The organism is Halomonas caseinilytica, from assembly GCF_001662305.1.
Classification (GTDB): Bacteria; Pseudomonadota; Gammaproteobacteria; order Pseudomonadales; family Halomonadaceae; genus Halomonas; species Halomonas caseinilytica.
Genome location: NZ_BDEP01000011.1, coordinates 26,589 through 49,433, shown reverse-complemented (window position 1 = coordinate 49,433; position 22,845 = coordinate 26,589). Strand labels below are relative to the sequence as shown.

General features: G+C 52.7%; 20 protein-coding genes and 1 riboswitch. Of the genes, 15 read left to right on the top strand and 5 right to left on the bottom strand.

Going from position 1 to position 22,845, the window contains the following annotated elements:
- The first annotated feature begins 19 nt into the window (after positions 1-19).
- From rfbC to A9O65_RS06245, 13 genes are all read left to right on the top strand, one after another.
- Complete coding sequence (gene rfbC, locus A9O65_RS06285; protein WP_064701650.1) at positions 20-568, top strand: dTDP-4-dehydrorhamnose 3,5-epimerase; 549 nt, start codon at positions 20-22, stop codon at positions 566-568.
- A 31-nt stretch (positions 569-599) separates the two neighbouring features.
- On the top strand, positions 600-1,643 hold the full coding sequence (locus A9O65_RS06280; protein ID WP_064701649.1) for a hypothetical protein: 1,044 nt from the start codon (positions 600-602) through the stop codon (positions 1,641-1,643).
- Between the two features lie 12 nt (positions 1,644-1,655).
- Positions 1,656-3,593 (top strand): rhamnan synthesis F family protein, encoded by a 1,938-nt coding sequence (locus A9O65_RS06275; RefSeq protein WP_064701648.1) that lies wholly within the window; start codon positions 1,656-1,658, stop codon positions 3,591-3,593.
- Positions 3,593-4,528 carry a hypothetical protein gene (locus A9O65_RS06270; protein ID WP_139180698.1) on the top strand — a complete coding sequence of 312 codons (936 nt, stop codon included), beginning with the start codon at positions 3,593-3,595 and terminating at the stop codon, positions 4,526-4,528. The genes A9O65_RS06275 and A9O65_RS06270 overlap by 1 nt, the downstream gene beginning before the upstream one ends.
- Positions 4,525-5,529, top strand: a complete 1,005-nt coding sequence (locus A9O65_RS17185; RefSeq protein WP_139180699.1) for a hypothetical protein — start codon at positions 4,525-4,527, stop codon at positions 5,527-5,529. Before A9O65_RS06270 ends, A9O65_RS17185 begins: the two co-directional genes overlap by 4 nt.
- A 21-nt stretch (positions 5,530-5,550) precedes the next feature.
- A complete protein-coding gene (locus A9O65_RS16905; RefSeq protein ID WP_082920123.1) occupies positions 5,551-6,597 on the top strand; it encodes a glycosyltransferase family 61 protein in 1,047 nt (348 codons plus the stop codon).
- Positions 6,598-6,601: 4 nt separating this feature from the next.
- Positions 6,602-7,588, top strand: coding sequence for a hypothetical protein (locus tag A9O65_RS17180; RefSeq protein ID WP_139180700.1), 987 nt, complete (start codon positions 6,602-6,604; stop codon positions 7,586-7,588).
- Between the two features lie 30 nt (positions 7,589-7,618).
- Positions 7,619-8,236 (top strand): sulfotransferase, encoded by a 618-nt coding sequence (locus A9O65_RS17175; protein WP_139180701.1) that lies wholly within the window; start codon positions 7,619-7,621, stop codon positions 8,234-8,236.
- An 11-nt stretch (positions 8,237-8,247) separates the two neighbouring features.
- Entirely contained in the window at positions 8,248-9,609 is a 1,362-nt protein-coding gene (locus A9O65_RS17170; RefSeq protein WP_139180702.1) for a hypothetical protein, read from the top strand.
- A gap of 19 nt (positions 9,610-9,628) precedes the next feature.
- Positions 9,629-11,935, top strand: a complete 2,307-nt coding sequence (locus tag A9O65_RS06260) for a glycosyltransferase family 2 protein (protein ID WP_139180703.1) — start codon at positions 9,629-9,631, stop codon at positions 11,933-11,935.
- Positions 11,936-12,013: 78 nt separating this feature from the next.
- A complete protein-coding gene (locus A9O65_RS06255) occupies positions 12,014-13,018 on the top strand; it encodes a glycosyltransferase family protein (RefSeq protein ID WP_258027404.1) in 1,005 nt (334 codons plus the stop codon).
- Positions 13,019-13,029: 11 nt separating this feature from the next.
- On the top strand, positions 13,030-14,052 hold the full coding sequence (locus A9O65_RS06250) for a phytanoyl-CoA dioxygenase family protein (protein ID WP_064701643.1): 1,023 nt from the start codon (positions 13,030-13,032) through the stop codon (positions 14,050-14,052).
- 46 nt (positions 14,053-14,098) lie between these two features.
- Positions 14,099-14,743, top strand: coding sequence for a hypothetical protein (locus tag A9O65_RS06245; RefSeq protein ID WP_064701642.1), 645 nt, complete (start codon positions 14,099-14,101; stop codon positions 14,741-14,743).
- Between the two features lie 249 nt (positions 14,744-14,992).
- On the opposite strand, the gene A9O65_RS06240 is transcribed toward A9O65_RS06245, so the two are convergent.
- Entirely contained in the window at positions 14,993-16,216 is a 1,224-nt protein-coding gene (locus A9O65_RS06240; RefSeq protein ID WP_074749340.1) for a Hint domain-containing protein, read from the bottom strand.
- Between the two features lie 718 nt (positions 16,217-16,934).
- On the opposite strand from A9O65_RS06240, the gene A9O65_RS06235 reads away from it, so the two are divergent.
- Positions 16,935-17,153 (top strand): hypothetical protein, encoded by a 219-nt coding sequence (locus A9O65_RS06235; protein WP_064698289.1) that lies wholly within the window; start codon positions 16,935-16,937, stop codon positions 17,151-17,153.
- A gap of 34 nt (positions 17,154-17,187) precedes the next feature.
- Positions 17,188-17,469, top strand: coding sequence for a hypothetical protein (locus tag A9O65_RS17165; RefSeq protein ID WP_064698290.1), 282 nt, complete (start codon positions 17,188-17,190; stop codon positions 17,467-17,469).
- On the opposite strand, the gene mntP is transcribed toward A9O65_RS17165, so the two are convergent.
- From mntP to A9O65_RS17470, 4 genes are all read right to left on the bottom strand, one after another.
- Entirely contained in the window at positions 17,466-18,041 is a 576-nt protein-coding gene (gene mntP / locus A9O65_RS06225; protein WP_064701639.1) for a manganese efflux pump MntP, read from the bottom strand. The genes A9O65_RS17165 and mntP overlap by 4 nt on opposite strands.
- Positions 18,042-18,046: 5 nt before the next feature.
- Positions 18,047-18,221: riboswitch (yybP-ykoY riboswitch) on the bottom strand.
- A 60-nt stretch (positions 18,222-18,281) separates the two neighbouring features.
- Complete coding sequence (locus A9O65_RS06220; protein WP_064698292.1) at positions 18,282-19,190, bottom strand: LysR substrate-binding domain-containing protein; 909 nt, start codon at positions 19,188-19,190, stop codon at positions 18,282-18,284.
- A 65-nt stretch (positions 19,191-19,255) separates the two neighbouring features.
- Positions 19,256-21,274: a CocE/NonD family hydrolase gene (locus A9O65_RS06215; protein WP_064701638.1), complete on the bottom strand. Its 2,019-nt coding sequence runs from the start codon at positions 21,272-21,274 to the stop codon at positions 19,256-19,258.
- Positions 21,271-22,836: a BCCT family transporter gene (locus A9O65_RS17470; RefSeq protein ID WP_064701637.1), complete on the bottom strand. Its 1,566-nt coding sequence runs from the start codon at positions 22,834-22,836 to the stop codon at positions 21,271-21,273. The genes A9O65_RS06215 and A9O65_RS17470 overlap by 4 nt, the downstream gene beginning before the upstream one ends.
- Positions 22,837-22,845: the final 9 nt, after the last annotated feature.

Here is a 22,845-nt window from a genome sequence, read left to right as displayed (position 1 = left end):
TCAGAGTGTATTGGACCCTATGGAATTCGAAAAGCTACAGATACCGGACGTCGTGCTACTCACACCACAGGTTTTTGGTGATGAAAGGGGCTTCTTCATGGAGACCTTCCGCCAGAGCGAATTCGAGCAACACTGTGGAAACTACACCTTCGTGCAGGATAATCATAGCAAGTCCAGCCACGGTATTCTTCGAGGGCTCCATTACCAACTTGAAAAACCGCAAGGCAAGTTGGTACGTGCCACTCAAGGAGAGGTTTACGATGTGGCCGTTGACCTGCGCCAGAGCAGTCCGACATTCGGGCAATGGGTGGGAGCGCGACTGAGCGCGGATAACAAGCAGATGCTATGGGTGCCGCCCGGCTTTGCGCACGCGTTTTATGTAATCAGCGATGAAGCTGAATTTCAGTACAAGTGCACGGATTATTATAATCCCGGCGATGAATATTGCATCCGTTGGGATGATCCTTCTCTAGCAATTGACTGGCCTCTGGTGAGTGGGCAGGCTCCACGCGTATCCGACAAGGATGCCCAAGGTGATACTTTCGAGTTCGCGGCAAAATTCACATGATTGACCATGAATTTCATATAGCAGGGATGATATGAAAGAAACATATTGCGCGCTGAAAGAATTTGGCGCTTCTTTCCTGGGGCCCTCGCTTACCGAGTATGTAAGAGAGGTGGAACGGCATGCAGAAGGGAAACTGCCTGTGTGCCTGGCCAGGGAAGGCTGGTTGATCCATAAGTTGCTGACTCACCTTTCCGAGGAAAAGCTCATTCGGTTGGACCATGAACCGATTTACTTGAAACTTTCTCGGACTTTGCTGTTCCGGGCCATGCTTGGGGAGTCATTGACATATACCGTTGCCTTGAAAATGGAATTCAAGGGTACGGTGCTCGATTTGATGATGAAACGCTTTGGTTTGCAGATGCATGAAGCCTTTGCCTGCATTCCTTCGGAGGTACTGGGGTTCGGGGTAACGTTACCAGATAATGCCGACGAAGTGCGGGAATGGCTCAAGCCCCACGATGAGCGTTTGCAACAACAAGTCAAGCCCACACGTCAGGCGATGGAACATTACTTCCGAAGCCAAGGGCTGGAAGGGGACCCTGTTCCCTTGATGCTGGATGTCGGCTATTCCGGTTCGATCCAGAAGCTTTGCACCAGGTTCTTGGGGCGTGATACGGAAGGGCTGTATTTCATTGCCACGAAGCCAGGCAAGCAGGAAATTGGAAGCAATACAGCCCAACTGACCGGGGTTTTCCGTGAAGGAGTGAACTGGCAGGAAAATTACACCATGCTGGAACGCTCGTTGTTGTTGGAATGCATGATGACGGCGCCGCATGGACAGGTCGTAGACGTTCGTCAGGCACAGGGTGGTGAGTTCATCTTCTTCTATGGAAGGGAAGCATCCAGCCAGCGCTACTACCAGAACCTTCAAACCGTACTCGAAGGTGCGATAGAGGCAGTGACAGAAGCGTTACAGAATGACGTTACTTATACCAAGGAGGAAGTGGAAGCCTTGTTCGAGGTGTTTTCCACTCGCCCCGGGGCAATACCGCAAGCCGCCTGGCACCTGTTCACGGCCGATGATGATATTACCGGCAATGGCATGGTAACCCCTCTTCAGATATTCGGCATCTAATCGGGAATGGGTATGTTCAAGAGTATTAAGTCGCTGAGCACTAGGCTGAAAGCGGGCGCTGGACAAGGCATCGATTACGAGCAACTGACCGAAGAAGCCGTATCGCTGGGGCTTTTCAATCCGAGCTGGTACCAGGAGCACTATGGTAGGACATTCCCCAGTAACGTTGAGGCTTTCAAGGATTATGTGCGGAAGTCTCGTTTTTCACCTGTCAATCCCTCTCCTGCATTTGACAATGAAACCTATCATCGTACCTACATGGATGTCTTCCATGGCCAGGTAAGCCCACTTCTTCATTATTTGATGCATGGCAGGCAGGAAGGAAGGCGCTATGCACCGTATGCACCGCGCTGGATGCCCCGCAATGTCTTGACGCCTGAACGTGAAGTCAATGCAGCGGCTCAAGAGTTGAAAGTGGCTGCTTGTTTGCACATTTTCTACGATGACTTCATTGATCGGTTCGCACAAGCACTAAATGCTTTTCCCATTGAGCTGGACATACTCTTGACCTTGGCCAACGATTCGTTGGTGGAACATGCTAGGCGAACCTTTGGCAAGCACCCGAAAGTCAAGAATCTGGAAATTCGTGTTGTTCCCAATCGAGGCCGCAACTTCGGTCCGATGCTAGTCGAGTATGCAGAAAAACTCCGGGAGTATGATCTCTTTTGCCATCTGCATTCGAAAAAGTCGCTTTACTCTGGGAAAGAACAGACCCAATGGGCCGATTATCTGACGGAGTACATACTGCGAGACCCGGCGGTGACGTCCGGGATTTTGAACAGCTTCGCTGATAACAGTGAACTGGGGGTCTATTATCCTACGACATTCTGGATGATGCCGACGTGGGTCAACCATCTGACCATGAATGTTCCCTTTGTGAGGGCTTTGGAAGAAGAATTTGACCTTCCCAGAACGAGTGGGTTTTTGAGTTATCCGGCTGGAGGAATGTTCTGGGCGCGCCCGCAGGCACTGAAAGACCTTTTGTCGAAGCAGTGGACCTACGAGGATTTTCCCGAGGAGCCTTTGCCGAACGATGGCTCCATGTTGCATGCTCTGGAGCGAGTGCTTGGCAAGGCTGCCCAAAAAAGAGGGTATGGGGAATTTTTCTATTACCCCCCAACAGGGCAATTTACTCGTGATCATTCCTATACCTTCAGCAGTTATCAAGGTTCCGGGCTCAATCAGCATTTGCCTGCCATTCAAGCGCATGAGTGCATTAGTTTTGATGTCTTCGATACATTGGTGAGGCGGGAATATACGGCTCCCGATTACGCGAAGCTTAAATTAGGGCAGCAGCTAGCTACCAGTGGTCTGGTTGGTTCGGCGCAAGAGTTCGTGAAGATCCGTAATCGCTATGAATTGGCGTTAAGAAAGAAAGCGGACTTCAGTGGCGATGTCAGTATAAAAGACGTATACGGTGAGGTCGGAAAGGCTCTTGGCATCTCGGATCATGAGGCGGCGGACTTGATGCAGGAAGAGTTCGAGCTGGACTTGAAAATGATCCGAGCAAAGGATGAAATGGTCGAGCTTTTCAATCATCTCGGTAGTATTGGGCACAAGCTATGGGTGATATCCGATACTTATTATACGCGTGGCCAGGTAGGCTTAATGCTAAAGAAAGCCGGAGTCAGTGTACCATATCGTCTTCTGGTCTCGAGTGAAGAGCAGAAGCGTAAAGATAATGGCACCATGTGGCGTATGGTCAAGGAAGACCTTGCAAACGAAGGGATTCAGCGTTATTTGCATATTGGTGACAACGTGGTAGCCGATGCACAGCTACCGGGAGATCTTGGTCTGACAACTTTCCATATCCTGCATCCGATGGATAAGTGGCAGGCCTTGGGCTTTCCCGACGTACTGCAAGGCGACGAAGCACTTGATGAGCATCAGATTCTCAAGTGGGGAAAGCTGGTTAGCCAGGTTGGCCGCAACCCTTTTATTGGTGAATGATGAAAAAAGATACACTTTATTTGCATGTTGGCTGGTCAAAAACTGGCACTTCTGCAATCCAGGCACAAATCCAGGAACAAAAAGACGACTTTTTGGCCAAGGGGGTGCTTTACCCTCAAAGCTTGCAATGGCCTGATCACTCACATCATCCATTTGCACTCTCTTTTCAGGGAAGCGGTTCTTATCAAAGTAACATGACGCCGGCTGAGGCCCTGGAGGCACTTCGGCTGGAAATGGAGAGTTCCCCGGCGCATGATGTCTTGATTTCCTCTGAGCTTTCTCCCTTTTATTTCAATAATTCAAAGTTCAAGGAGTTTGTTGCCCAGCATTTTGAGCGTGTCCAGGTGATTTTCACCGTTCGCTCCCAATCGGAGCTTTTACTTTCACTTTTCAACCAGCTGGTTAAAGACCCTAATGTGCGCTACGGTGCATCGCTGTTCTCTTTGTCCATGCGGAACATCCATTGGCTTAATTTTTACCAGAATGTTAAGCAGTGGGCGGATGTGGTAGGCGCCAACAATATCACTGTTATTCCTTATGGCCTGTCTGTTGTAGAAGACTTTTTTGAAAAGTTCTCCATACCCGTTCAGTACAAGGATGCGAATGGCAACAGAACGGTCAATCCTTCCTTGCCAACTCGATGCCTTGCTGTTCTGCAAGCGAGAGGTCGTAAGGCCACCGATGCTGCTGGTTTTTCCCGAATCCGGAATGAAGTGATATCGCTTTCTGCAAAAATTCCGACGGATCGAGATAGGCACGTATTGTTTTCTGTTCCTGAGCAGCAAGCCCTTGATGATTACTTCAAACAAGGCAATCAGATGTTGGCAAATGAGTATGGGATTGATGTTTCCCAGTTTCAAAAAGCTCAATACAAGCCTATTAAGGTTTTACCGCCTGGTGTAGATCTAGAGAAATTGTCTGGAGCCAAAAAATGAAGTTAGTACTCCATCCAGGGCACTCTAAGTGTGGTTCTACTAGTATACAAAAGTCTATAATAAAAAATAGAAAAACTTTGGAAAGGTTTGGTTACTTGATACCAGATCCTCAAATGCGTGTTAGAGGAGATGATGGGTTTAATCCTAATGGAGAGACACCGCGGCCTTTTTTCAGGAAGGTTATGGAGGAGAACGACACCAAAATTTTAGAAGAGAAGCTAGGAAATATTCTGTCAAAAAAGGAACATGAAGATAAAACTTTATTGATATCGGCTGAAAATCTGGTAAATCAGCTTAAAAGGCCTTCTGGTGCGAATATACATTACGTTTTCAGGTCTTTTTTCTCTGAGGTGAAGGTCGTATACTATATAAAGCCGTTTGACGAGTTTTTGCTGTCTGCTTGGCAACAATGGGGTTATAAAAAGGGAAAGTCTTTTGACTCGTTTGTTGATGAATCTATTAAAACAGGAAATCCTTCATTTAAGATAGCTGCTGAATTTTTTCATAATACCTATGGACGTGAAAACCTTACTGTTTCTCTTGTAAAAAAAGGTCATTATCTTGGCAATGGTTTATTAAGTGACTTTTTCAATAAATTAAAAGTGGGTTGTGATGAGGTTGATCTGAGCTTTCAGGAAAGCAATATAAGCTTAAATCCTGCTTTGTGTGAGCTTCTTTCGCATTGCCCCAGCCTATTTAAAGATATTCATGATGAATCAGTCAAAGAAGCCCTTTCACTTCATCTTAGTAAAGAAGCGTTGGCTTTTCAAAGAATGCCAGGATTTGTATCAGAGAAAACGTCAAAAAAAATAATTGAGTCCTACAAATCAGATGCAGAATTAGTAGCAAATAGGTTTTTGAATGGAGTCTCTTATGAGAGCCTCTTTAGCTATTCTCTGGTTGCATCTGACGATGAGCATAGCTCAGTTGATATGACGAAAAAACAGATGGCTATTCAAACAGAGCTTATGGTTTCTTTGATAAAATCCCTTTCTAAGTAAAGAAGATTTTTATGGTGCCCAATGGATATCCAATCAAGGTCAGTTAGGGAAAAACGACAACTCTCATATATTGATGATTTCCCATACAAACATCCGAGGGTGTCAATTGGGAAAGAGATAGAGCCAGCAGTAAATGTATTTACTATTAAAAATGCCTTGGCGAACCTAGGTATTAGGAAAGCTTTTGTTTGCTCGAAAAGTGAAGAGCCAGTAAGTGAGCTTTCTTCTAGCTTAGCGATAAAGGAAATAAGCAGTAGAAAAAAAAGAATAAAAAGAGTTGGTGGGCATGTGTTAGATTTGGTGACGCCCGGAGCTAACTTATATAGTCATTGGCTTCTTGACCTTTTGCCGAAAGTGGACGCTGTTAAGAGGGCTGGTTTTTCATGGGATGATTTTGATTATGTTTATGTAAATTACTTTAACTCAAGATTTAAAAAGGAATCTTTTGATAAGTTAGGGATTCCGGCTAGCAAGGTTCTGGATTTTCCTTCTTCCCCAAAAATTTTTTCATGCGATAAGGTTACGACGGTTACTTCTTGTAGACATTCGCTTTATACTCCTGACTGGGTAGATGGATTTGTTAATTCTGTTTTTTTGGATAAGAATAAAAGGCGTGCTTTAGGTGAAGGGAAGCGGCGTATATATATATCTAGATCTAAGGGTAATACGAGAAGGATTTTAAATGAAGCTCAGCTTTTGGAGTTGATTATTCCATATGGATTTGAAACACTGTATTGTGAAGATCATAGTGTTTCGGATGTTTCAAGGATCATGTCTGAAGCAGAACTTATTATCGCACCGCATGGGGCAGGATTAGCAAATTCTGTTTTTTGTAACTCTGATATTCAATTGATAGAACTCTTTTCTTCGCATATTTCTTCTGAGTATTATAAGCTTTCTAAGAAGAGAGGGGTTGAATATCATTGTATACAAACCCATTCCCCGGACGGCTCCTATATTGATGTTTCAAAATTGGATTATAATGATAGAGAAGTTATTCATCCCATGAATCTTTTGCTGTCTAGGGAAAACCTTAGAGAAATACAGAAGTTGCTTGAGAGAGGCTGATTTTATGGCTAATCTTTATATACATGCGGGGAATCATAAAAGTGGATCTACAACAATTCAGAGGTTCCTGCATGACCATAAGGAAAATATTGCTAAACATGGAATATATGTTTACTCGAGGGACCAGCAAAAGCGACAGCGACGCGGGAATCTGTCATGGTGGTTTGATCACTCTGTACTGTCGAAAGATGGTGTTAGAATAAAAAAAGGTTTTTCTGAGTCAATAGCAAAATTTTCTCAAGGCAATGATGTAATATTATCTTCCGAGTGTTTCTCTTGGATATTCAGAAAGGAAGAGCTGCTAGATTTGAAAGAATCCCTCTCTTGTTTTTTTGATAGGATAGTTATTTTTTTTTACGTTAGGCGTCAAGATGTCCACGCTGTTTCACATTATCAGCAGGCCACAAAAACTATAGCAGAGCAAGATTTTTATTCAGGTCCTCCGTTGGCCTTGCCGAAAGTGACAGACAATATATACTTGTATCTTGATTACCATAAAAGAATCTCAAATTGGGGAGATGTTTTTGGAGATGAAAATATTTACGTTAACCCTATGAAAGAGGCTATTTTGAAATCAGGTAGCCTGACAAAACATCTATTTTCAGTTATTGGAGTGTCCGAAATACCAAATGAATCTAAGCCATCTAATGAAAGCTATGGCTGGGAGAGGACAAAAATTAATCATTTGTTAGTTAAGTCAGGAATTGATCCAAGGTCTGAATTGTCAAAGTATATTAATGGTTTTTTAGATAACAAAGGTAAGCTTCTACCATCAAGAAGTGAAGCTATTCAGTTCTACAATAACTTTAGGTATTCAAATAAAAAACTGAATGAAAGATTCAATGTTTCTAACAATGAATTTATTTTTGATGATGATTTTACTTTTTATCCGGAAGAGGGAAATGATAAGTGGTGTGAGGACACCGCGAATAAAGCATTAGAGAATGTTATATTGGTTATCAAGGATTTGTATAATATGCGACAGAAGTGATATTTCTGGTAAAGTTTAAGGAGTTGATTTATGTATGACTCAAGTAATCGAAAGGTTTTTGTTATAGGGTTTAATAAGTGCGGGACAAGCAGTTTGAATTACTTTTTTAATAAAAATGGATTGAAGTCTCTTCATTATGATGGAGGAAATCTTGCTGTTAATATAGAGCGAAACGTCAGGCAGTTTAAGAATCCTATAGAGGGGTATGAAAAATATCGATGCTTTTTAGATATGGAGTGTGTCAATTCACGTGAGTTCCCTCTTGTAGAGGCGTATAAGTTCTATAGGGAAATTTATCGATGGAATCCTGGCTCAAAATTTATTCTGAATACTAGAGATGTGGATAAGTGGGTCAGGAGTAGAGCTTCGCATTCAAATGGAAGGTGCTTAGACTGGTATAAATATCATTATGGTATAAATAACAGCGAGAGAATCAAAGAGATCTGGAAGATCGACTTCTATCAACACCATGCTAACGTACTAAGGTTTTTTCAGGATAAACCTAATGAGCTTTTGGTTTATAATATAGAAAAAGATTCTCCCGAAAGGATATCTGATTTTCTTTCAGATATCCATCAGTTCAATGATTTGGAAATGCCTCGCTCTAATGCCACGAAAAAATATGAAAATGAAGATCAAGACTCTTGAAGGAAAAGGCAGTGATTAAACATTTTTTTCGCCTTCGGTCTTTAAGAAATGATGACGATTTTTTTTCGAAGAAAAATGCTGTTATTCATATAGGAGCTCCTAAAGCAGGTTCTTCTGCGCTCCAACGATTTTGTAATAACAATAATGAAAAGCTGAAGGAGTTTGGCTTTTACTATCCTGAGCATTCCATGGATAAGAATGGTGTGTCTGGAGGACATACTCAAATAGCAGGCCGTTTAGTAAAAAATGATATTGAGAAGGCGAAGGAGAAATTTGATGAGTGGCTGAGCGAGGCCGACCGAAAAGGGTTGACGTTATTACTTTCCGCCGAGGCTTTCTATGGAAAGCATGCAGAGATGAAAGAGATAGCGGGCCATTGTAATGTTAGGATAATTGCTTATATGCGAAATCCTATTGATTATCTCATAGGTAATCATAACCAAGGAATAAAGCGGCATATGAGCACTAGACGGCTCAGTTACGAAGTTGATTGGTCTCTTGATCGCTCGACGGGGCATTTAGCGGGACTTCCATTACTCGCTTGGGCTGATGCTTTTGGAGATAAAAATTGTTGTTTTCTTCCCTATTTTTCCCCGGAAAGGGGAGGAGGGAGTATTGAAGCCTCTTTTCTTAAAGCTATAGGTGTGGAGCAGAAGGAAATAAGTGATTTGTGCTCATCTTCTGATTCTCCTATAACTAATAGGAGCTATGTGGCATCGGCGCTTGAGCTGAAAAGATTGTTCAATACAGTTTTAGCTGATCTGCCAAGCCAGATATCTCATGAAGTTGACTGGGCGCTTCAAGCCTTCTCGGATTCCGCTAGTCATTTGCGAAGTTATCGTGCCTATGATTTACCGGAAGAGGTCCGCGTTAGGCTTCTTGATCGATTTCAAACGCAAATGTCCCCGGTTATTGAACGCTTCCCTAAGCTTTCGCAAGTTTGGGATGAGAAGTATGATTTTTATCCTGATAAGCTTGAAAACCAGCTAGACCTTTGGGAGCCGTTAAATTATGTTTCTCAGGTGGCTCCTAATATTTTGGAAACAATCAAGCAAAAGGCTAAAGAATTAAGAGGGAGAGGTGCTGGGGGTTATCCTTTTTATCGGCTCCTTGAGGTGTTGAATATTGATTTTCATGAGCCATATTTTTACAATGAAGTTCTGTCAGATCAAGCGAGAAATGTCATTGCTCAGAGCAGTGCCAAAGATGCAGATTATTTGAGAGAGTTTGCTCTTGCGCTTGAGCGTATGGGGTGCCTAAGAGATGCGTTTTATGTTATCGAGCGGGCGAGTGAGAAACGACCTCATGGCAAGGGGATTTTGAGAATAAAAGAGCGTATTCATAAGAAAGTTTTGCAAATAGAAAAAGACTAGAATCTTTTAGGCACTCTGAATGGATTTTACATATATGAAAGGGGTTGATGAGCTATCTAAGAGGCTTCATCAAGTAGTAGAGCATACACCCTTAGTCGTTTATCCGGGTGTCCATATTTTACCACGAAATCAAATTGAAGAGTGTCAAGAAAAAAGTTGCTTTAATTGGCGAGCAACTGGCAATGATCCGCAGTTCTACACTCGACAAGCTTTGCCGCTTCCTGGCTGGAACATGCTTGAAGTTGCCATGGAGCATGATCAGCCGAGCGTTGCTGTCAGGTTGTACATGAACTTCGGAGAGGGTTTCAAGCAAGAGCAGAGTATTTATCTCCCTCTGAAGAGTGGGAGGGTCACGAAGCGGCTGTTCTATGTGCCTAGGAAGCTCAAGGCAATACGTTTTGACCCCATGGAGCAGGCGGGCAACTTTTCCATTCGTCATTTGCGTATTGCTTGGCTGACTCCTTGGTTTGCCCACGATCGCCTCGCGCAGCGGCTAGCTAACATGCATTATTCGTGGCGTGCCATGAGCAAGGGCGAGGTGTTGCCGGAGCTCAAGCGCAAGGCTCGTGAACAGGGGAAGCATTGGCGCGATCTGGCCCTGAAGGATTACGAAGAAACCTTCGAGCGGGTCACGGCGAGGCGCAGTTATCGCCAATGGTTGAAGAATCATAAGGTTCTGGGGCCGGACAAGATCCGTCGAGTGATCGAGAAGCTTCCTTACAAGCCTCTGATCTCGATTTTGGTACCGGTTTACAATCCTAAACCGGAGTGGCTGGAAGAATGCTTGAATTCGGTGCTGGAGCAGCAGTACCCGAATTGGCAGCTTTGCATTGCCGATGATGCCTCGACCGATCCTCGTGTGCGAGAAGTACTCGAGGCATTTGCCGAGCGGGATTCGCGTGTCCAGGTTGTCTATCGTGCTGGAAACGGCCATATCTGTGCGGCAAGCAATAGTGCGTTGGCCCTGGCCAAGGGTGAGTATGTCGCCTTGCTGGATCATGATGACTGCCTATCGCCGCGAGCGCTGTTTCGGGTGGCGGAAGCCCTGCACCGTCATCCGGAGGCCATCGTCCTGTATAGCGATGAGGACAAGCTTAACGAGCAGGGGGAGCGTTACGATCCTCATTTCAAGGCTCAGTGGAATCCAGACCTCTTGTTGGCTCAGAACTATGTTTCCCACTTGGGGGTGTATCGCGCTGATCGGGTTAGAGAGGTAGGTGGCTTCCGGGAAGGTTATGAGGGCAGTCAGGACCATGATCTTGTGCTGCGCTGCACGGCTGGCTTGGGGGCGGATCAGGTCATCCATATTCCGCATGTGCTTTATCACTGGCGTGCGGGGAAGGGGTCAACGGCGTTGTCGAGCCGGCAGAAGGATTACACCAGTGAGGCGGGGCTGAGAGCCGTGCAAAGTGCCTTGGCGGTATCTTACCCGGGCGCCAGGGCCGAGCATGGTTCATTGCCCAACACGTATCGGGTCCATTGGCCGCTGCCGGATCCTGTGCCCAAGGTTAGCCTGATAGTGCCTACACGCGATCGTGTTGAAATTCTGAGGCCTTGTGTCGATGCGATCCTGGAGCGCACGGATTACCCGAACCTCGAGCTGCTGATTCTGGACAATGATAGTGAGTGTGAGGAAACCTTGGCATATATGCAGGAGGTTGAGCAGCGTGATGCCAGGGTGCGGGTACTGCGTTGGAGCCAGCCTTTTAATTACTCGGCGATCAATAACTTTGGCGCCGCCTATGCGCAAGGCGAAATTCTGGCTCTGGTGAATAACGATATCGAACCGATCAACCCGGAGTGGTTGCGGGAAATGGTCAGCCATGCGTGTCGGCCGGATATCGGTTGTGTGGGGGCCAAGCTCTACTACCCGAACGATACGATCCAGCATGGTGGTGTCATTCTGGGAATCGGTGGCGTAGCTGGGCATGCCCATAAGTATTTCAGTCGTAACTCGCCGGGTTATTTCTCCCGGCTTTTCCTGACGCAGAACCTATCCGCGGTGACGGCCGCCTGCCTGGTCGTTCGCAAGTCTGTCTTCGACGAGGTCGGCGGTCTGAACGAGGTGGATCTACCCGTTGCGTTCAATGATGTGGATTTTTGCCTCAGGGTTCGTGAGGCGGGATATCGTAACCTGTGGACCCCGCATGCAGAGCTCTATCATCATGAGTCGATTTCCCGTGGTGCGGACAATAACTCGCAGAAGCGAGCAAGAGCCCTGGGCGAAGCCACGTATATGCGTAGCACCTGGGGAGATAAGCTGGACCATGATCCTGCCTATAATCCCAACCTGACATTGGTGCACGAAGACTTTACGTTGAGGTGAGGGGCAGGTGAGAGTGGGCAGAGAAGAGGGGAGTGGTGGAAGACGGGGCCGCCGATGAGTCGTGAACGTTGGCTGCTCTTGAGCGGTGGCGCCAGGCCGACCGAGGACATCTACTTCCTGGAATCGGCAGCGCCTGTCATGCGTTCAGAGGGTCACGATGTAGGGCGGTTGGACGTGCGTGGATGGCGCTGGCGACTGGCGCGCTGGATACTGTCGCGTCAGCCGGGAGCGAATCTGGTGTTGTGTCGTACGCTACCGGACAGGGTATTGCATTGGCTGGAGCGCCACCGGGAGATCTTCGGGCATATCGTCTACTTGATCGATGATGATATCCCCGCTGCGTCGGAGGACAGCCGTTTGCCGGTTGCCTATCGGCGTCGTATGGCTCGTGTCGCTGCCATGCAACCTCGTTTGCTGGCCCTCGCGAATGTGGTGGTGACATCTAGCGATTGTCTCGCAGCAAGATTCACGGGCGACCACGCTGATGTCAGAGTATTGACGCCTCCCTTGATCGCCCCGTTGCCGGATTTTGCACATTTCGACGGTCCGGACTGCCGAGTAGGGTTTCATGGAACACGCGCGCACCTGGAAGATTTGCAGCATATTGCACCGGCCCTGAAGCGGTTGCATGATACGTCGTCTCGCGTGTCGCTGGAGATCATGCTGGGTTGCCATACCCCCGCCGAGTTGCAGGGGCTTGAGCGACTCAGTTCACCTAGTGCCATGTCCTGGAAGGGTTTTCGTGACTACCAGCAACGGCACCGTATTCACATCGGCCTTGCACCACTGCTTGATACCGACTTCAATCGAGGCAAGTCCTTCATCAAGTTTCTGGATATCAGCGCGATGGGCGGGGTCGGGGTCTACAGTCGACGCCCGCCTTACACCGACATCGTCGAGCATGGTGTCACTGGTTTGCTGGTCGACGATACGCCCCAAGCGTGGTATGACGCACTAGAATACCTTGTCGATCAGCCGAAGGTGGCTCGCCGCATGGCAGAAAACGCGGCCCGGGTCGCCCGGGAGCGGGGAGACACAGGGCATACTGCGGTGTTTTGGCAACATCTCGGTTCAGTGGTTTAAGGAATAAACCTATGTTCAAGCGAATCACTCGAATGCCATGGTGGATGGTGGAGCTGTTTACCGGCACCAAGTCGTTCGTGGCCAATCCGCTGATCGGTAGCCGTCGGCTGAACCGGTGGGGGCTGCATGTCGGCCGTGTCGCGCTGGCCCATGGGGTGATGCGCCTGCGCATGGCGATGCTGGGATGGCGGGTGCCACGGGAGGATCGTCGGCAGTTCATCGAGCAGGGGTTCGTGCTCAAACGGAATTACTTGCCGGAAGACGAGTATCACGCCCTGGTCGAGGAAGTGCGGCAAGGGCGGGGCGAAGTGCGCCAGTGTATCCAGGGGGATGCCCGGACCCGCCGCATGCTGCTCGCCCCGGAAGTGCTCGAGGCCATGCCGCGAACACGCGCCTTGATGCAGGATCCGGCCTTTCGCCGCTTGATGCGCTTCTGTGCCGGTCATCTGCGCATGCCGATCTGTCACGCAGAGCAGGTGATGAACGGCGTCAGTGAGGCGCCACCGGACCCGCAGACCAACCTGCATGTCGATACCTTCCAGCCAACCATGAAGTTCTGGCTCTATCTGGAGGACGTGTCGGATCTCAATGGGCCCTTCGTCTTTGTGCCCGGGTCGAATCGCTTGAGTCGCGAGCGTCTTTCCTGGGAATACCGCATGAGCCAGGAAGCGCGAGAGCATGCCGACCGCTATACCGCGCGAGGCTCGTTCCGTGTCGAGCCGGAAGCGGCGGCGCGGTTGGGCGATAAGCCACCGCAGAGCTTCCAGGTGCCGGGCAATACTTTGCTGATCGCCAATACGTTCGGGGTGCATGCCCGAGGCCATGCGCAGCCGGGGACATCGCGTTTGGCACTGTGGGGCATGAGTCGTACCAATCCCTTTATTCCCTTGCCGGGACTGGGCTTCGAAAGCCTGAATCGGCTGCAGTATCGTGTGCTGCAACGAATGCGTCGCCGTGAGGATGAGCGGGCTGCCGCTCGGGGTGTGAAGGCGTCCTGGCATCGTGTCGAGGGCAAGGATGCCTGGCAACGGTAATCATCATCGCGACATGACTTTCATTACTCGACAAGGATTCGTGTTTATGTACAAGATCGAACAACTTTCTGGCTCCCGCACGTCATCGCCTTTTCGTGCCGTCGGCACGGGATTGGTGCTGGCTCTGGGCGTTGGTGCCTCGGGCACGGCATGGGCGGATGAAGTAAGCGTCACCCCCTGGGGACAAGGATGGGCGCTGGGGGGCCATGCCGGGCAGGCGGTGCATGAAACGGTCAAGAGTGGCGAGGCCTTCAATCCCTTCGTCTGGGACTTCCGAGACTACTACATCGTCAGCACCGGCCTGCAGAAGGAACTGGTGGACTTCTGGGGGTATTCCAAGCTATATGCCGAGGCCAATGTGTCCTACATCTTCGGCGACGAGCACTATTTCGAGACGTTCCTGACACCATCGATCAGTTGGGAACCCTTCCCCTGGGACGATGTACTCGATACTACGGCCTATCTCGGTGTCGGGGTCTCCTACACGTCGGAAACCTCACGGCTGGATGATTCGGGCGAGAACTGGATGGCGTCGATGATCTTCGAGCTGGAAGTGCAGCCCGATAGCTGGGGGCCATGGTCGCTCTATGGCCGCCTTCACCACCGGTCAACCGCTTACGGCACCTTCGGTGATGATGGGGGCGGCAGCAACATTCCCTCGCTGGGGGTGCGCTACCACTTTGGGCAGTGACGCTATTGCCCAGGTGAACGCCTAGGGCATGATGATCCCGCACTAGTCCAGTGGGTGGCCATGAGAGTGCATGTGCCTGCCACCGTCACCAAAACGGCCACCGGCTTGAGCAGTCGGTGGCCGTTTTTGTTTGTTGTGTGCAAGGTCGTATCACCCAGGCTTTCGCGCGTGGCCCGCGGGCAGATAAAAAAACACCGACCAGGCATCCATGCCTGGTCGGTGTTGAGGGTTACGCCTTTTTCAGGTGGTTCAGGCGGTCTTGGCGGCCTGAGTCACGTCCTGAATGCCCAGGCGCTCGCGTACGGCCATGGGCAGCAAGCGGCGAGACGAGATGCGATGGCGGGGCATCTCGACCACGCGGGTCTCGATACCGTAGAGCGCCACGTACTCGGCGTAATTGTCGAAAGCCTGACGATCGACATAGTCGATGTAGGTTTCGGCTTCGGTGCCGTTGGCGATGACCACCTCATGAGTGTCCGTCTCGATGTGGTAGTAGGTGATCGCCTCGGGCATCTCACTCCAAGGGAGGTAGTCGATGGTGTCGTGGTTGACCAGCGCGCCGGCGTTGATCACCAGGCCATCGATGATGACGCCGTGGTTGGCGGTGAGGATGAGATCCTGGTTGGGTTGGCCGTGTGCCAGAGCGCCTTCCTTGATCCGCACAGGGGCATGGCCAGCTGAGAAGAGGCGGTGAACGGACTGGCGACCGATCCATTTCACTGGCACCGCTTCGCCGTTATCGGTCAGCACCAGATCACCGATCGACAGGGTCTCCACAGCGACTTCGCCGTCGGGAGTGGCGATCATGGTGCCTGCCGCGAAGCAGTTATGTGTATAGGTGCCACCGGAGAGGTAAGTGTCCTGGTTGGCCGCGAACTCTTCATACTCGGCCTGCGTCATTTCGATGCTGGCGTTTACCTGGGTACCCACCGCAGCATTGCCTTGGGTCAGGTGCAGGGCGCCATCTCGGTAAGCGTCTTGAGGATTTAGGATGCTACCCTCATCCAAGCTCCAGTTTTCACCACCAAGGTTGAGTTCGTCGCCGGCCTCCATGCCAGTAACATTGAAATTGTAGGTGTCGAGAAGCCCCACATCGGGCTTGTTGAAGGTGAAAGAGCCGGTTTCAGCGCCTGAAAAGTTGACATTGTACCCATTCAACCCGCTCAGTGTGCTGACTGAGGAAGCATCGAGCGTGATGTCGCTGTTGCCATCAATACCGAAGGACAGGTCATTGAGGGCGCTCAGGTCCAGAAGCCCTTGGTCCATCGTCAGGCTGCCACCATTGGTGGCTGTAAAAGTGGGCGTGGAACCGGCCTCAATGTTGGCAATGTCCTGAATGCCAACACTCACCCCATCAATGATTAGTTCCGACGACCCCAATGCCGTGATGTTAAGGGTATCGCCATCCTGCGCGTCCTCGTTTGAGATAGTACGCGTCTCGGATCCCCCAAGATTTAGATCGAGAATAGCCATCCTTCATCCCCCTGACGTTAGTGCTTAGTGGAGTTTTGCTTGTTACTTTCACAACTGTCATGCACACAGAATGGAAAGCTGGCATGGCAGCACGAAAGCTAGTGTGAGGCGGATTTATTGTCAATTCTGATGCTATGCAGTATCGAGCGCATTCATTTTAGTGAGTGAGAAATTGCTCTCGCATCTGGAATCGATTGTTTTCTCCACCTAGGCACTCGGAACCTCCCGCTCCAAGTAGGCCTTTCTCGTCAATGAAGCTATAGCTTGGGGTGAGGGGCGTCAACGCAGAGTTGTATCCATATGTTAACGAAATGTGTTTTTTGTTGTGAATTAATGGGTAAATTGTTTCAAGGCCAAAGGTAAAAGGTTTGCAGTCACTGATTTTTTAATGGCTTTTATATTGCGAATAGAAATAAGTAGATATTGTTTTTTATAGTTCTAAAGTTGAATGAGAGGGGGCGGCAGGCTGTTGATTGATTGTTCAAAAAAAGTCATTGATTGAGAATTTGTTAAGCTAACCGCATAAAAATAAACAATAATTAACTGATGAGAAAAGGTGGGGGATCGAAGGCCCATCACTGCACCTCTGTTGGCCATGAGACCTGGTTATGCCCTGACGTTATAGATCGAGATGGTGCCAGATGGTCGGCCTACTTGACGCAGGAGGGGGAGGCGCTTGCCGTTTGGGCTTCAATGTCATTTACAATTTGTAACAAATATGCCGATCTTCGATACGCTGCCGGAGCGCGGGCGAAGCGAGAGGATGGCCCTGATGATCCTGGGTGCCGAATATCTGGCTGGCGGCTTGGCTTACGGCTGCTGCCGTCATCACAACGGTGGCCGAGGAGCGCTGCCAACCGGCAAGACCGCGATTTACACCGCATTGCCATGGGGTGTCGCCATCCCGCCACAGGGCAGGCTGCATATGGCCTGCTAGCATGAGGACAATCATTCAATCGGGAGGTTCCCCCATGCGTTGGTTGTCCCCGTTACTCGGCACCCTGATCGTCATGGGGCTGGTGGGCTGCAGTTATCATCCTGCTCGTATCAGCCCTGAGCCCGCCATCGTGATCGATGATGACAGGTACTATCATGATCGCGACTGGCACGACCGTGACTGGAAGCGCGACAGGGATTACCGTCACCGCGACCATGATCGCTGGAAACGCCATCGCGATTATCGCTACCACGATCATGATCGTGGCCGGGGTGGGTTTTGTCCGCCGGGATTGGCCAAGCAAGGGCGTTGCTAGGCCAGCAGCCCCAGGTGATCGATCAGGATGCTGGTCCCGATGCCACACAGGGCGAGGCCGCCAAGAATCTCCGCCCGCTTGCCGATCATCGTGTTGATCACGCGGCCCAGCATGACGCCGAGCGTGGTCATCAGCAGGGTGGCGGTGCCGATTGCAAGTGAGGTCCAGAATATGTTGGCGTCCATGAAGGCCAGAGTGATGCCGATCACGAGGGCATCGATGCTGGTGGCCAGGGCCGTCACCACCAGGCGCAGAAACGATGAAGGCGAACGCCGGGGCTTGTCCTCGGCGTTTTCGTTTTGCATCCCCTCATGGATCATGTGGGCGCCCAGCAGGGAAAGCAGCCCAAAGGCGATCCAGTGGTCCCAGGCGGTGACGTATTGCGCCATCGACAGGCCCAACGTCCAGCCGAGAAGGGGTGTCAGGGTTTCGACGATACCGAAGATGAGGCCGGTGCGCAGAGCATCGCGCATGCTGGGCCGTTCGGCCAGGGCTGCGCCCTTGCTCAACGAGGCCACGAAGGCATCGCTGGACATGGAGAAGGCGAGGAAGAAGGTCGAGAAAAGTGACATCTGGTGGGCTCCCGGGGTTGAAAGGCCATGACGGTGAGCGCTGTCGAAACAGCGCCATGACGTCATTGGTCTCGCCAACCTTTCGGCCACTCGTGCCACGGCATGCCTGCCGAGTGTGTTGACACGAGGACTTCCCGCGCGGCCAGCGCTGGAAGCAGGCTACTCCCCAAGAACGAGCTAGAGCTTACATGAGCGAATGGGGAATGTCATGCGCGCCTTGGGAGGTTTGAACGCTTTTCCTCAAAGGCAGGCTAGCCAACGCTGGAAGGTGCGACTGGCTAGGGTCAGGTGGCGATGCTGGGGTATAAGAAGAGAAAGCTTGCCGTGGCTGGGCAAGGCCTGGGGCAGGGCTCGCAGCAGGTGCCCCTGGCGCAGCTCGTCGGCGAGCAGCTGTTCCCACCCCAGAATGATGCCCTGGCCGGCGAGGGTGGCGTTCATCAGGACCTGATAACTGTTCGCACGCAGGCAGTGGGCCGGCTCATGCCAGGCCAGCTTCAGGGCCGTGAACCAATCCTGCCAGGTCAACCAGTCGTTGAAGTGGTCCTCGAGCACCAGCAGGGTGTGCTGGCGTAGTAGCGCCTCGGGCGTTCCGACCTCGCCATGGTGCCGGGTATAGTGAGGGCTGCACACGGCGATGACATTTTCCTCGTCAAACACCGTCTCGGCCATCAAGCCGGGCGGATCTACCTGCCCCTCGAGGTGATAGTAGAGCCCCAGGTCGAACTCGGTGAGATCGAGCCGGTAGGGATCCTCCATGGTCAGCAGTCGGATTTCGATGTGTGGATGCTGCCGCTGAAATTCGGGCAAGTGCCGGGATAGCCAGATAGAGGCGATGGTAGGGCTGGTGGCCAGGGTCAGTTGGTGGTCGTCGCCATGTCGGCGTAGACGGGCTGTTTCGTCGGCCAGGTCGCGCAGCAAGCGGCGGACGACCCGGTAGTAGTGATCCGCGGCCGGTGTCGGGCGCAGGCCGTCGGGAACACGCTCGAAAAGCGGACGGCCCAGGTCTTCCTCCAGGCGTTTGATCTGGCGACTGACGGCGCTCTGGGTCAGGTTGAGCTCGCGGCCGGCCTGGGTGAAGCTGCAATGCCTGGCGGTGGCCTCGAAGGCCTTCAGGCACTGCAGCGGGGGCAAGGCGTCGCGTCCGCTCATGGACATCCTCGGCGATGGGCAACTCGTCGTGGCGCCGAGGATATCATGTCTGCCAGGAGGCATCGTCAGATCGCTCTGCGCGGCACTTCCGTTCGCCAGTGCTTGCGGTGAACTTCCTTGCCGTCATCGTGGGCGATCTGTTCGGCCTCGATGAAGAAGGTCGTCTCGTCGCAGGTAAGACGGTAGTGGCTTTCCACGCTGACATCGAAGCGACCGGGACCTTCGTCGCGGCCGGCCCGGTAGTGCCAGGTGATGTCCGCACGGGCCCGGCTCGGGTCCTCCGGATGAGCGGTGTAGCGCTCCTGGCAGGACTGCGCCACCCGATAGCCGTGGTCGTTCAGCGTCATGGCGCCCAGGTCGTCCTCGACGATCACCGTGACTTCGCCGCTGGCCACGTCCTCCTGGATGGTACGTCGTGGCGCCGGGCTGCGCTGGGTGTCGACATCGGCGGGACGGGCGCTCTCCGGAGCCTCGAAGGGATTGGCGATAGTCTTGCCCTGATAGGTGGGCAGCTCGAGACGTTGCAGGCCAGGCTGCAGGGTGAGTGCGGCGCGCCTGGGAGTCGGCCACAGCAGCGGGAAGTTGGCCGAAGCGATCGCCACGCGCAGGCGGTGCCCGGCGGGCAGGCGATAGCCGATCATGTCGAGTTCGAGATCCACGTCCATGGGCTCGCCGGGAACCGGCGGCTCCAGATGGTCATGATCGCGCAGCGACAGGTTGAGCACGCCATAGGTGATGCGGGCCACCTGGCCATCGGGGCGTACGTCGCTCAAGCGCACGGTGAGTTGGCCACAGGGCTGATCGCTGGCTAGTCGCAGGCGCAGTCGTGGCTTGCCGAGAATGTCGAGCGGCGCCTCGAGCGGTTGGCTGTCGAAGCACAGCGCCAGGGCGTCGTCCTGGCGTTGGTCGCCCGGCAGGTCGGGGCCGAACCAGATGGCGCAGTATTCGCCCTGATGACTGCCGGCGGTGAGCGGCGAGTCGACGGTGCGGGCCTTTGATAGGGGCGCGTCGCCGGCGACCAGGCCAGTATCGGTCAGCGCATACGGACGCTGCTCGACGTCCGCCGAGGGCCAGCCCTCGGTACGCACCCAGGCGCCCGGGCGCTCGGCGTACATGGACTTGGGCGGCAAGGCATCCTGAAGATAGAAGGTGCCGGCCGGTTCGTCCATGATGCCGGTATCGATGTCCTTCAGCCAGTGGTCCCACCAACGCAGCGCTTCCTGGAGGAAGCCGATTGCCGGGTCGGGCACGGCGAAGTGTGGGTACTTGTGAATCCAGGGGCCGATCAGCCCCTTCTTCTGCCCCTGGAGGTGTTCCAGCAGGCGCGGCACGCTGTTCTTGTAGCCGTCTCCCCAGCCGCCGACGGCATAGACGGCGGCTTTTATGTCGGCGTAGTTCTGGTTGACCGAGCCATGCTTCCAGTAGGCGTCGCGGGTCTGGTGGCTCATCCAGGTCTCGACCAGCAGCGGCATGTTGTCGAGACGCTGCTTCCAGCGTTCGCGCCACACTTCGCCGACCAGGGCCGGGTCAGGTGGTGCTGCCGAGAAGCTGAGCATGGTGGCCGACCAGCCCAGGTTTTCGTGCAGCAGGTTGCCACCCTTGTAGTGGATGTCGTCGGTGTAGCGGTCGTCGGTGGAGCACAAGGTGATGATGGCCTTGAGTGGCTCGGGCTTCAGTGCTGCTAGTTGCAGCGAATTGAAGCCACCCCAGGAGATGCCCATCATGCCGAGTTTGCCGTTGCACCAGGGCTGGCGGGTCAGCCAGTCGATCACTTCGAGGCCGTCGGCCTGCTCCTGGGGCAGGTATTCATCGGCCATCAACCCCTCGGATTCGCCGTTACCACGCATGTCGACCCGCACTGCCGCATAGCCGTGGCCGGCGAAATAGGGATGCGTCAGCTCATCGCGCACCGCCGTGCCGTCGCGTTTGCGGTACGGCAGGTATTCGAGGATGGCGGGTACCGGATGCTCCTCGGCCCCTTCCGGCAGCCAGATGCGGGCAGCGAGTCGGGTGCCGTCCGAGAGCGGGATTTCTAGGTGCTCGATCTCGCGGATACGATGCGGGAATTCGGTCTTCACGTTCATTGCGGCTGGCCTTGTGCGTCGAGAGGTTCGCGATTGATCGAAGTGTCGGGGCATTCGAGGGCGCTGGGGTCGCGTAACCAGTGCCAGAGGGAACCGCTGGCGAGCAGGATGATCACCAGGGCGGGCAGGCCGCCGAGGTTGGAAAGCATCTTGACGCCATCGATGCCGACGAAGCTGGTCATCACCCAGGCGATGATGCCGACCACCACGCCCCAGATGATCTTCATGGGAATGCCGGCGCTGAAGTCGGAGTCGGCGGTCAGGCCACGGGTGCAGAGGTTGCCGATGGCGTCGGTGTTGGAGTCCGCTGCTGTGACATAGGAAATGAAGGCGATGAACAGCAGCAGCGGCACCCAGAGACCGGACAGCGGTAGCTCGCCGAAGAGTCGGTAGAGAACGTGCTCCACGCCCTCGTCGTTGAGCACGCTGTGCAGGTCGATCCCGGTGCGCATCTGGAAGTAGAGCGTGGCGCCGGAGAAGATGACGATCCACACGGTGGCGAACAACGACGGGTAGAGCAGGTTGATGCGCAGGAAGTCGCGTACGCTGTAGCCGCGTGAGATCCGTCCCAGGAAGAGCGAGGCCACGGGCGCCCAGGCGAACCAGATGGCCCAGTAGAAGATCGACCACCAGTGCGGCCATTGGTCGTCGCCGGCAGCGCCGGTGAACAGGCTGCGGGTGAAGAAATTGTCGAGGTAGACGCCGAACGACTCCACGCCGATCTGCAGCATGAACGCCGTGGGGCCGAATACGAAGACGAATAGACCGAGCACCAGAAGCAGCCAGGCATTGAGTGCCGAGAGGCGGGCGATGCCCTTCTTCAAGCCGCTGGCGGCCGAGAGCACGAAGGTGACCACGATTACCGCGATGATCAGGCCGAGGCGCAGGGGATTGGTGTTGCCCTCGATGTACTGGCCGAGGCCGCCGGCCAGGGTGATGGCGCCGGTGCCGAGGGTCGCGGCCATGCCGGCTACCAGGGAATATAGCGCCAGGGCATCGATCAATCCCGAGTAGCGGGTGATGCGAGGGCCGAAGACTGGCTCGAGCATACTGCTGATGGAGAACTTTTGCCGGCGGTTGTAGAACGCCAGGGCGAAGATCAACGCCGGGACCGCGTAGATGGCGTAGGGCGTGAAGGTCCAATGCAGGAACATGGTCGACATGGCGAACAGCGCCGCCTCGGAAGAACCGGCTTCCATGCCCAGCGATTCGGGTGGCCCCATCAGGTGGTAGAGCGGCTCGGCGGTGGTCCAGAACAGCACGCCGACCGCCAGGGTGGTGCACAGCGTGATGGAGAACCAGCGGGTTTTCGACAGCAGCGGTTCGGCATGCTTGCCACCGATGCGGATGCGTCCGAGCGGCGAGACATACACCGCAATGGCGAGTACCAGCAGGTAAAGGCTGCCCAGGCTGAACAGCCAGGAGAAGCGTTTCAGGATGGCGTCGTTGAGCTGACTGGTGAAGCCGAGAAAGGCGTCCAGATCGACCAGGCTGCCGATCACGGCGGTGAGCAGAATGAGAAAGGTCGGCCAGAAAACCAGGGGCCGCATGTGATGGGGCATGGGCATCTC

Coding starts and splice junctions, on each gene's coding strand:
- A9O65_RS06280 (WP_064701649.1), top strand. CDS start 600: ATGAAAGAAACATATTGCGCGCTGAAAGAATTTGGCGCTTCTTTCCTG.
- A9O65_RS06260 (WP_139180703.1), top strand. CDS start 9,629: ATGGATTTTACATATATGAAAGGGGTTGATGAGCTATCTAAGAGGCTT.
- A9O65_RS06250 (WP_064701643.1), top strand. CDS start 13,030: ATGTTCAAGCGAATCACTCGAATGCCATGGTGGATGGTGGAGCTGTTT.
- A9O65_RS06215 (WP_064701638.1), bottom strand. CDS start 21,274: ATGAACGTGAAGACCGAATTCCCGCATCGTATCCGCGAGATCGAGCAC.
- A9O65_RS17185 (WP_139180699.1), top strand. CDS start 4,525: ATGAAGTTAGTACTCCATCCAGGGCACTCTAAGTGTGGTTCTACTAGT.
- A9O65_RS06220 (WP_064698292.1), bottom strand. CDS start 19,190: ATGAGCGGACGCGACGCCTTGCCCCCGCTGCAGTGCCTGAAGGCCTTC.
- A9O65_RS16905 (WP_082920123.1), top strand. CDS start 5,551: ATGGATATCCAATCAAGGTCAGTTAGGGAAAAACGACAACTCTCATAT.
- A9O65_RS06240 (WP_074749340.1), bottom strand. CDS start 16,216: ATGGCTATTCTCGATCTAAATCTTGGGGGATCCGAGACGCGTACTATC.
- A9O65_RS17165 (WP_064698290.1), top strand. CDS start 17,188: ATGCGTTGGTTGTCCCCGTTACTCGGCACCCTGATCGTCATGGGGCTG.
- mntP (WP_064701639.1), bottom strand. CDS start 18,041: ATGTCACTTTTCTCGACCTTCTTCCTCGCCTTCTCCATGTCCAGCGAT.
- A9O65_RS06245 (WP_064701642.1), top strand. CDS start 14,099: ATGTACAAGATCGAACAACTTTCTGGCTCCCGCACGTCATCGCCTTTT.
- A9O65_RS06275 (WP_064701648.1), top strand. CDS start 1,656: ATGTTCAAGAGTATTAAGTCGCTGAGCACTAGGCTGAAAGCGGGCGCT.
- rfbC (WP_064701650.1), top strand. CDS start 20: ATGGAATTCGAAAAGCTACAGATACCGGACGTCGTGCTACTCACACCA.
- A9O65_RS17470 (WP_064701637.1), bottom strand. CDS start 22,836: ATGCCCCATCACATGCGGCCCCTGGTTTTCTGGCCGACCTTTCTCATT.
- A9O65_RS17180 (WP_139180700.1), top strand. CDS start 6,602: ATGGCTAATCTTTATATACATGCGGGGAATCATAAAAGTGGATCTACA.
- A9O65_RS17175 (WP_139180701.1), top strand. CDS start 7,619: ATGTATGACTCAAGTAATCGAAAGGTTTTTGTTATAGGGTTTAATAAG.
- A9O65_RS06270 (WP_139180698.1), top strand. CDS start 3,593: ATGAAAAAAGATACACTTTATTTGCATGTTGGCTGGTCAAAAACTGGC.
- A9O65_RS06235 (WP_064698289.1), top strand. CDS start 16,935: ATGCCGATCTTCGATACGCTGCCGGAGCGCGGGCGAAGCGAGAGGATG.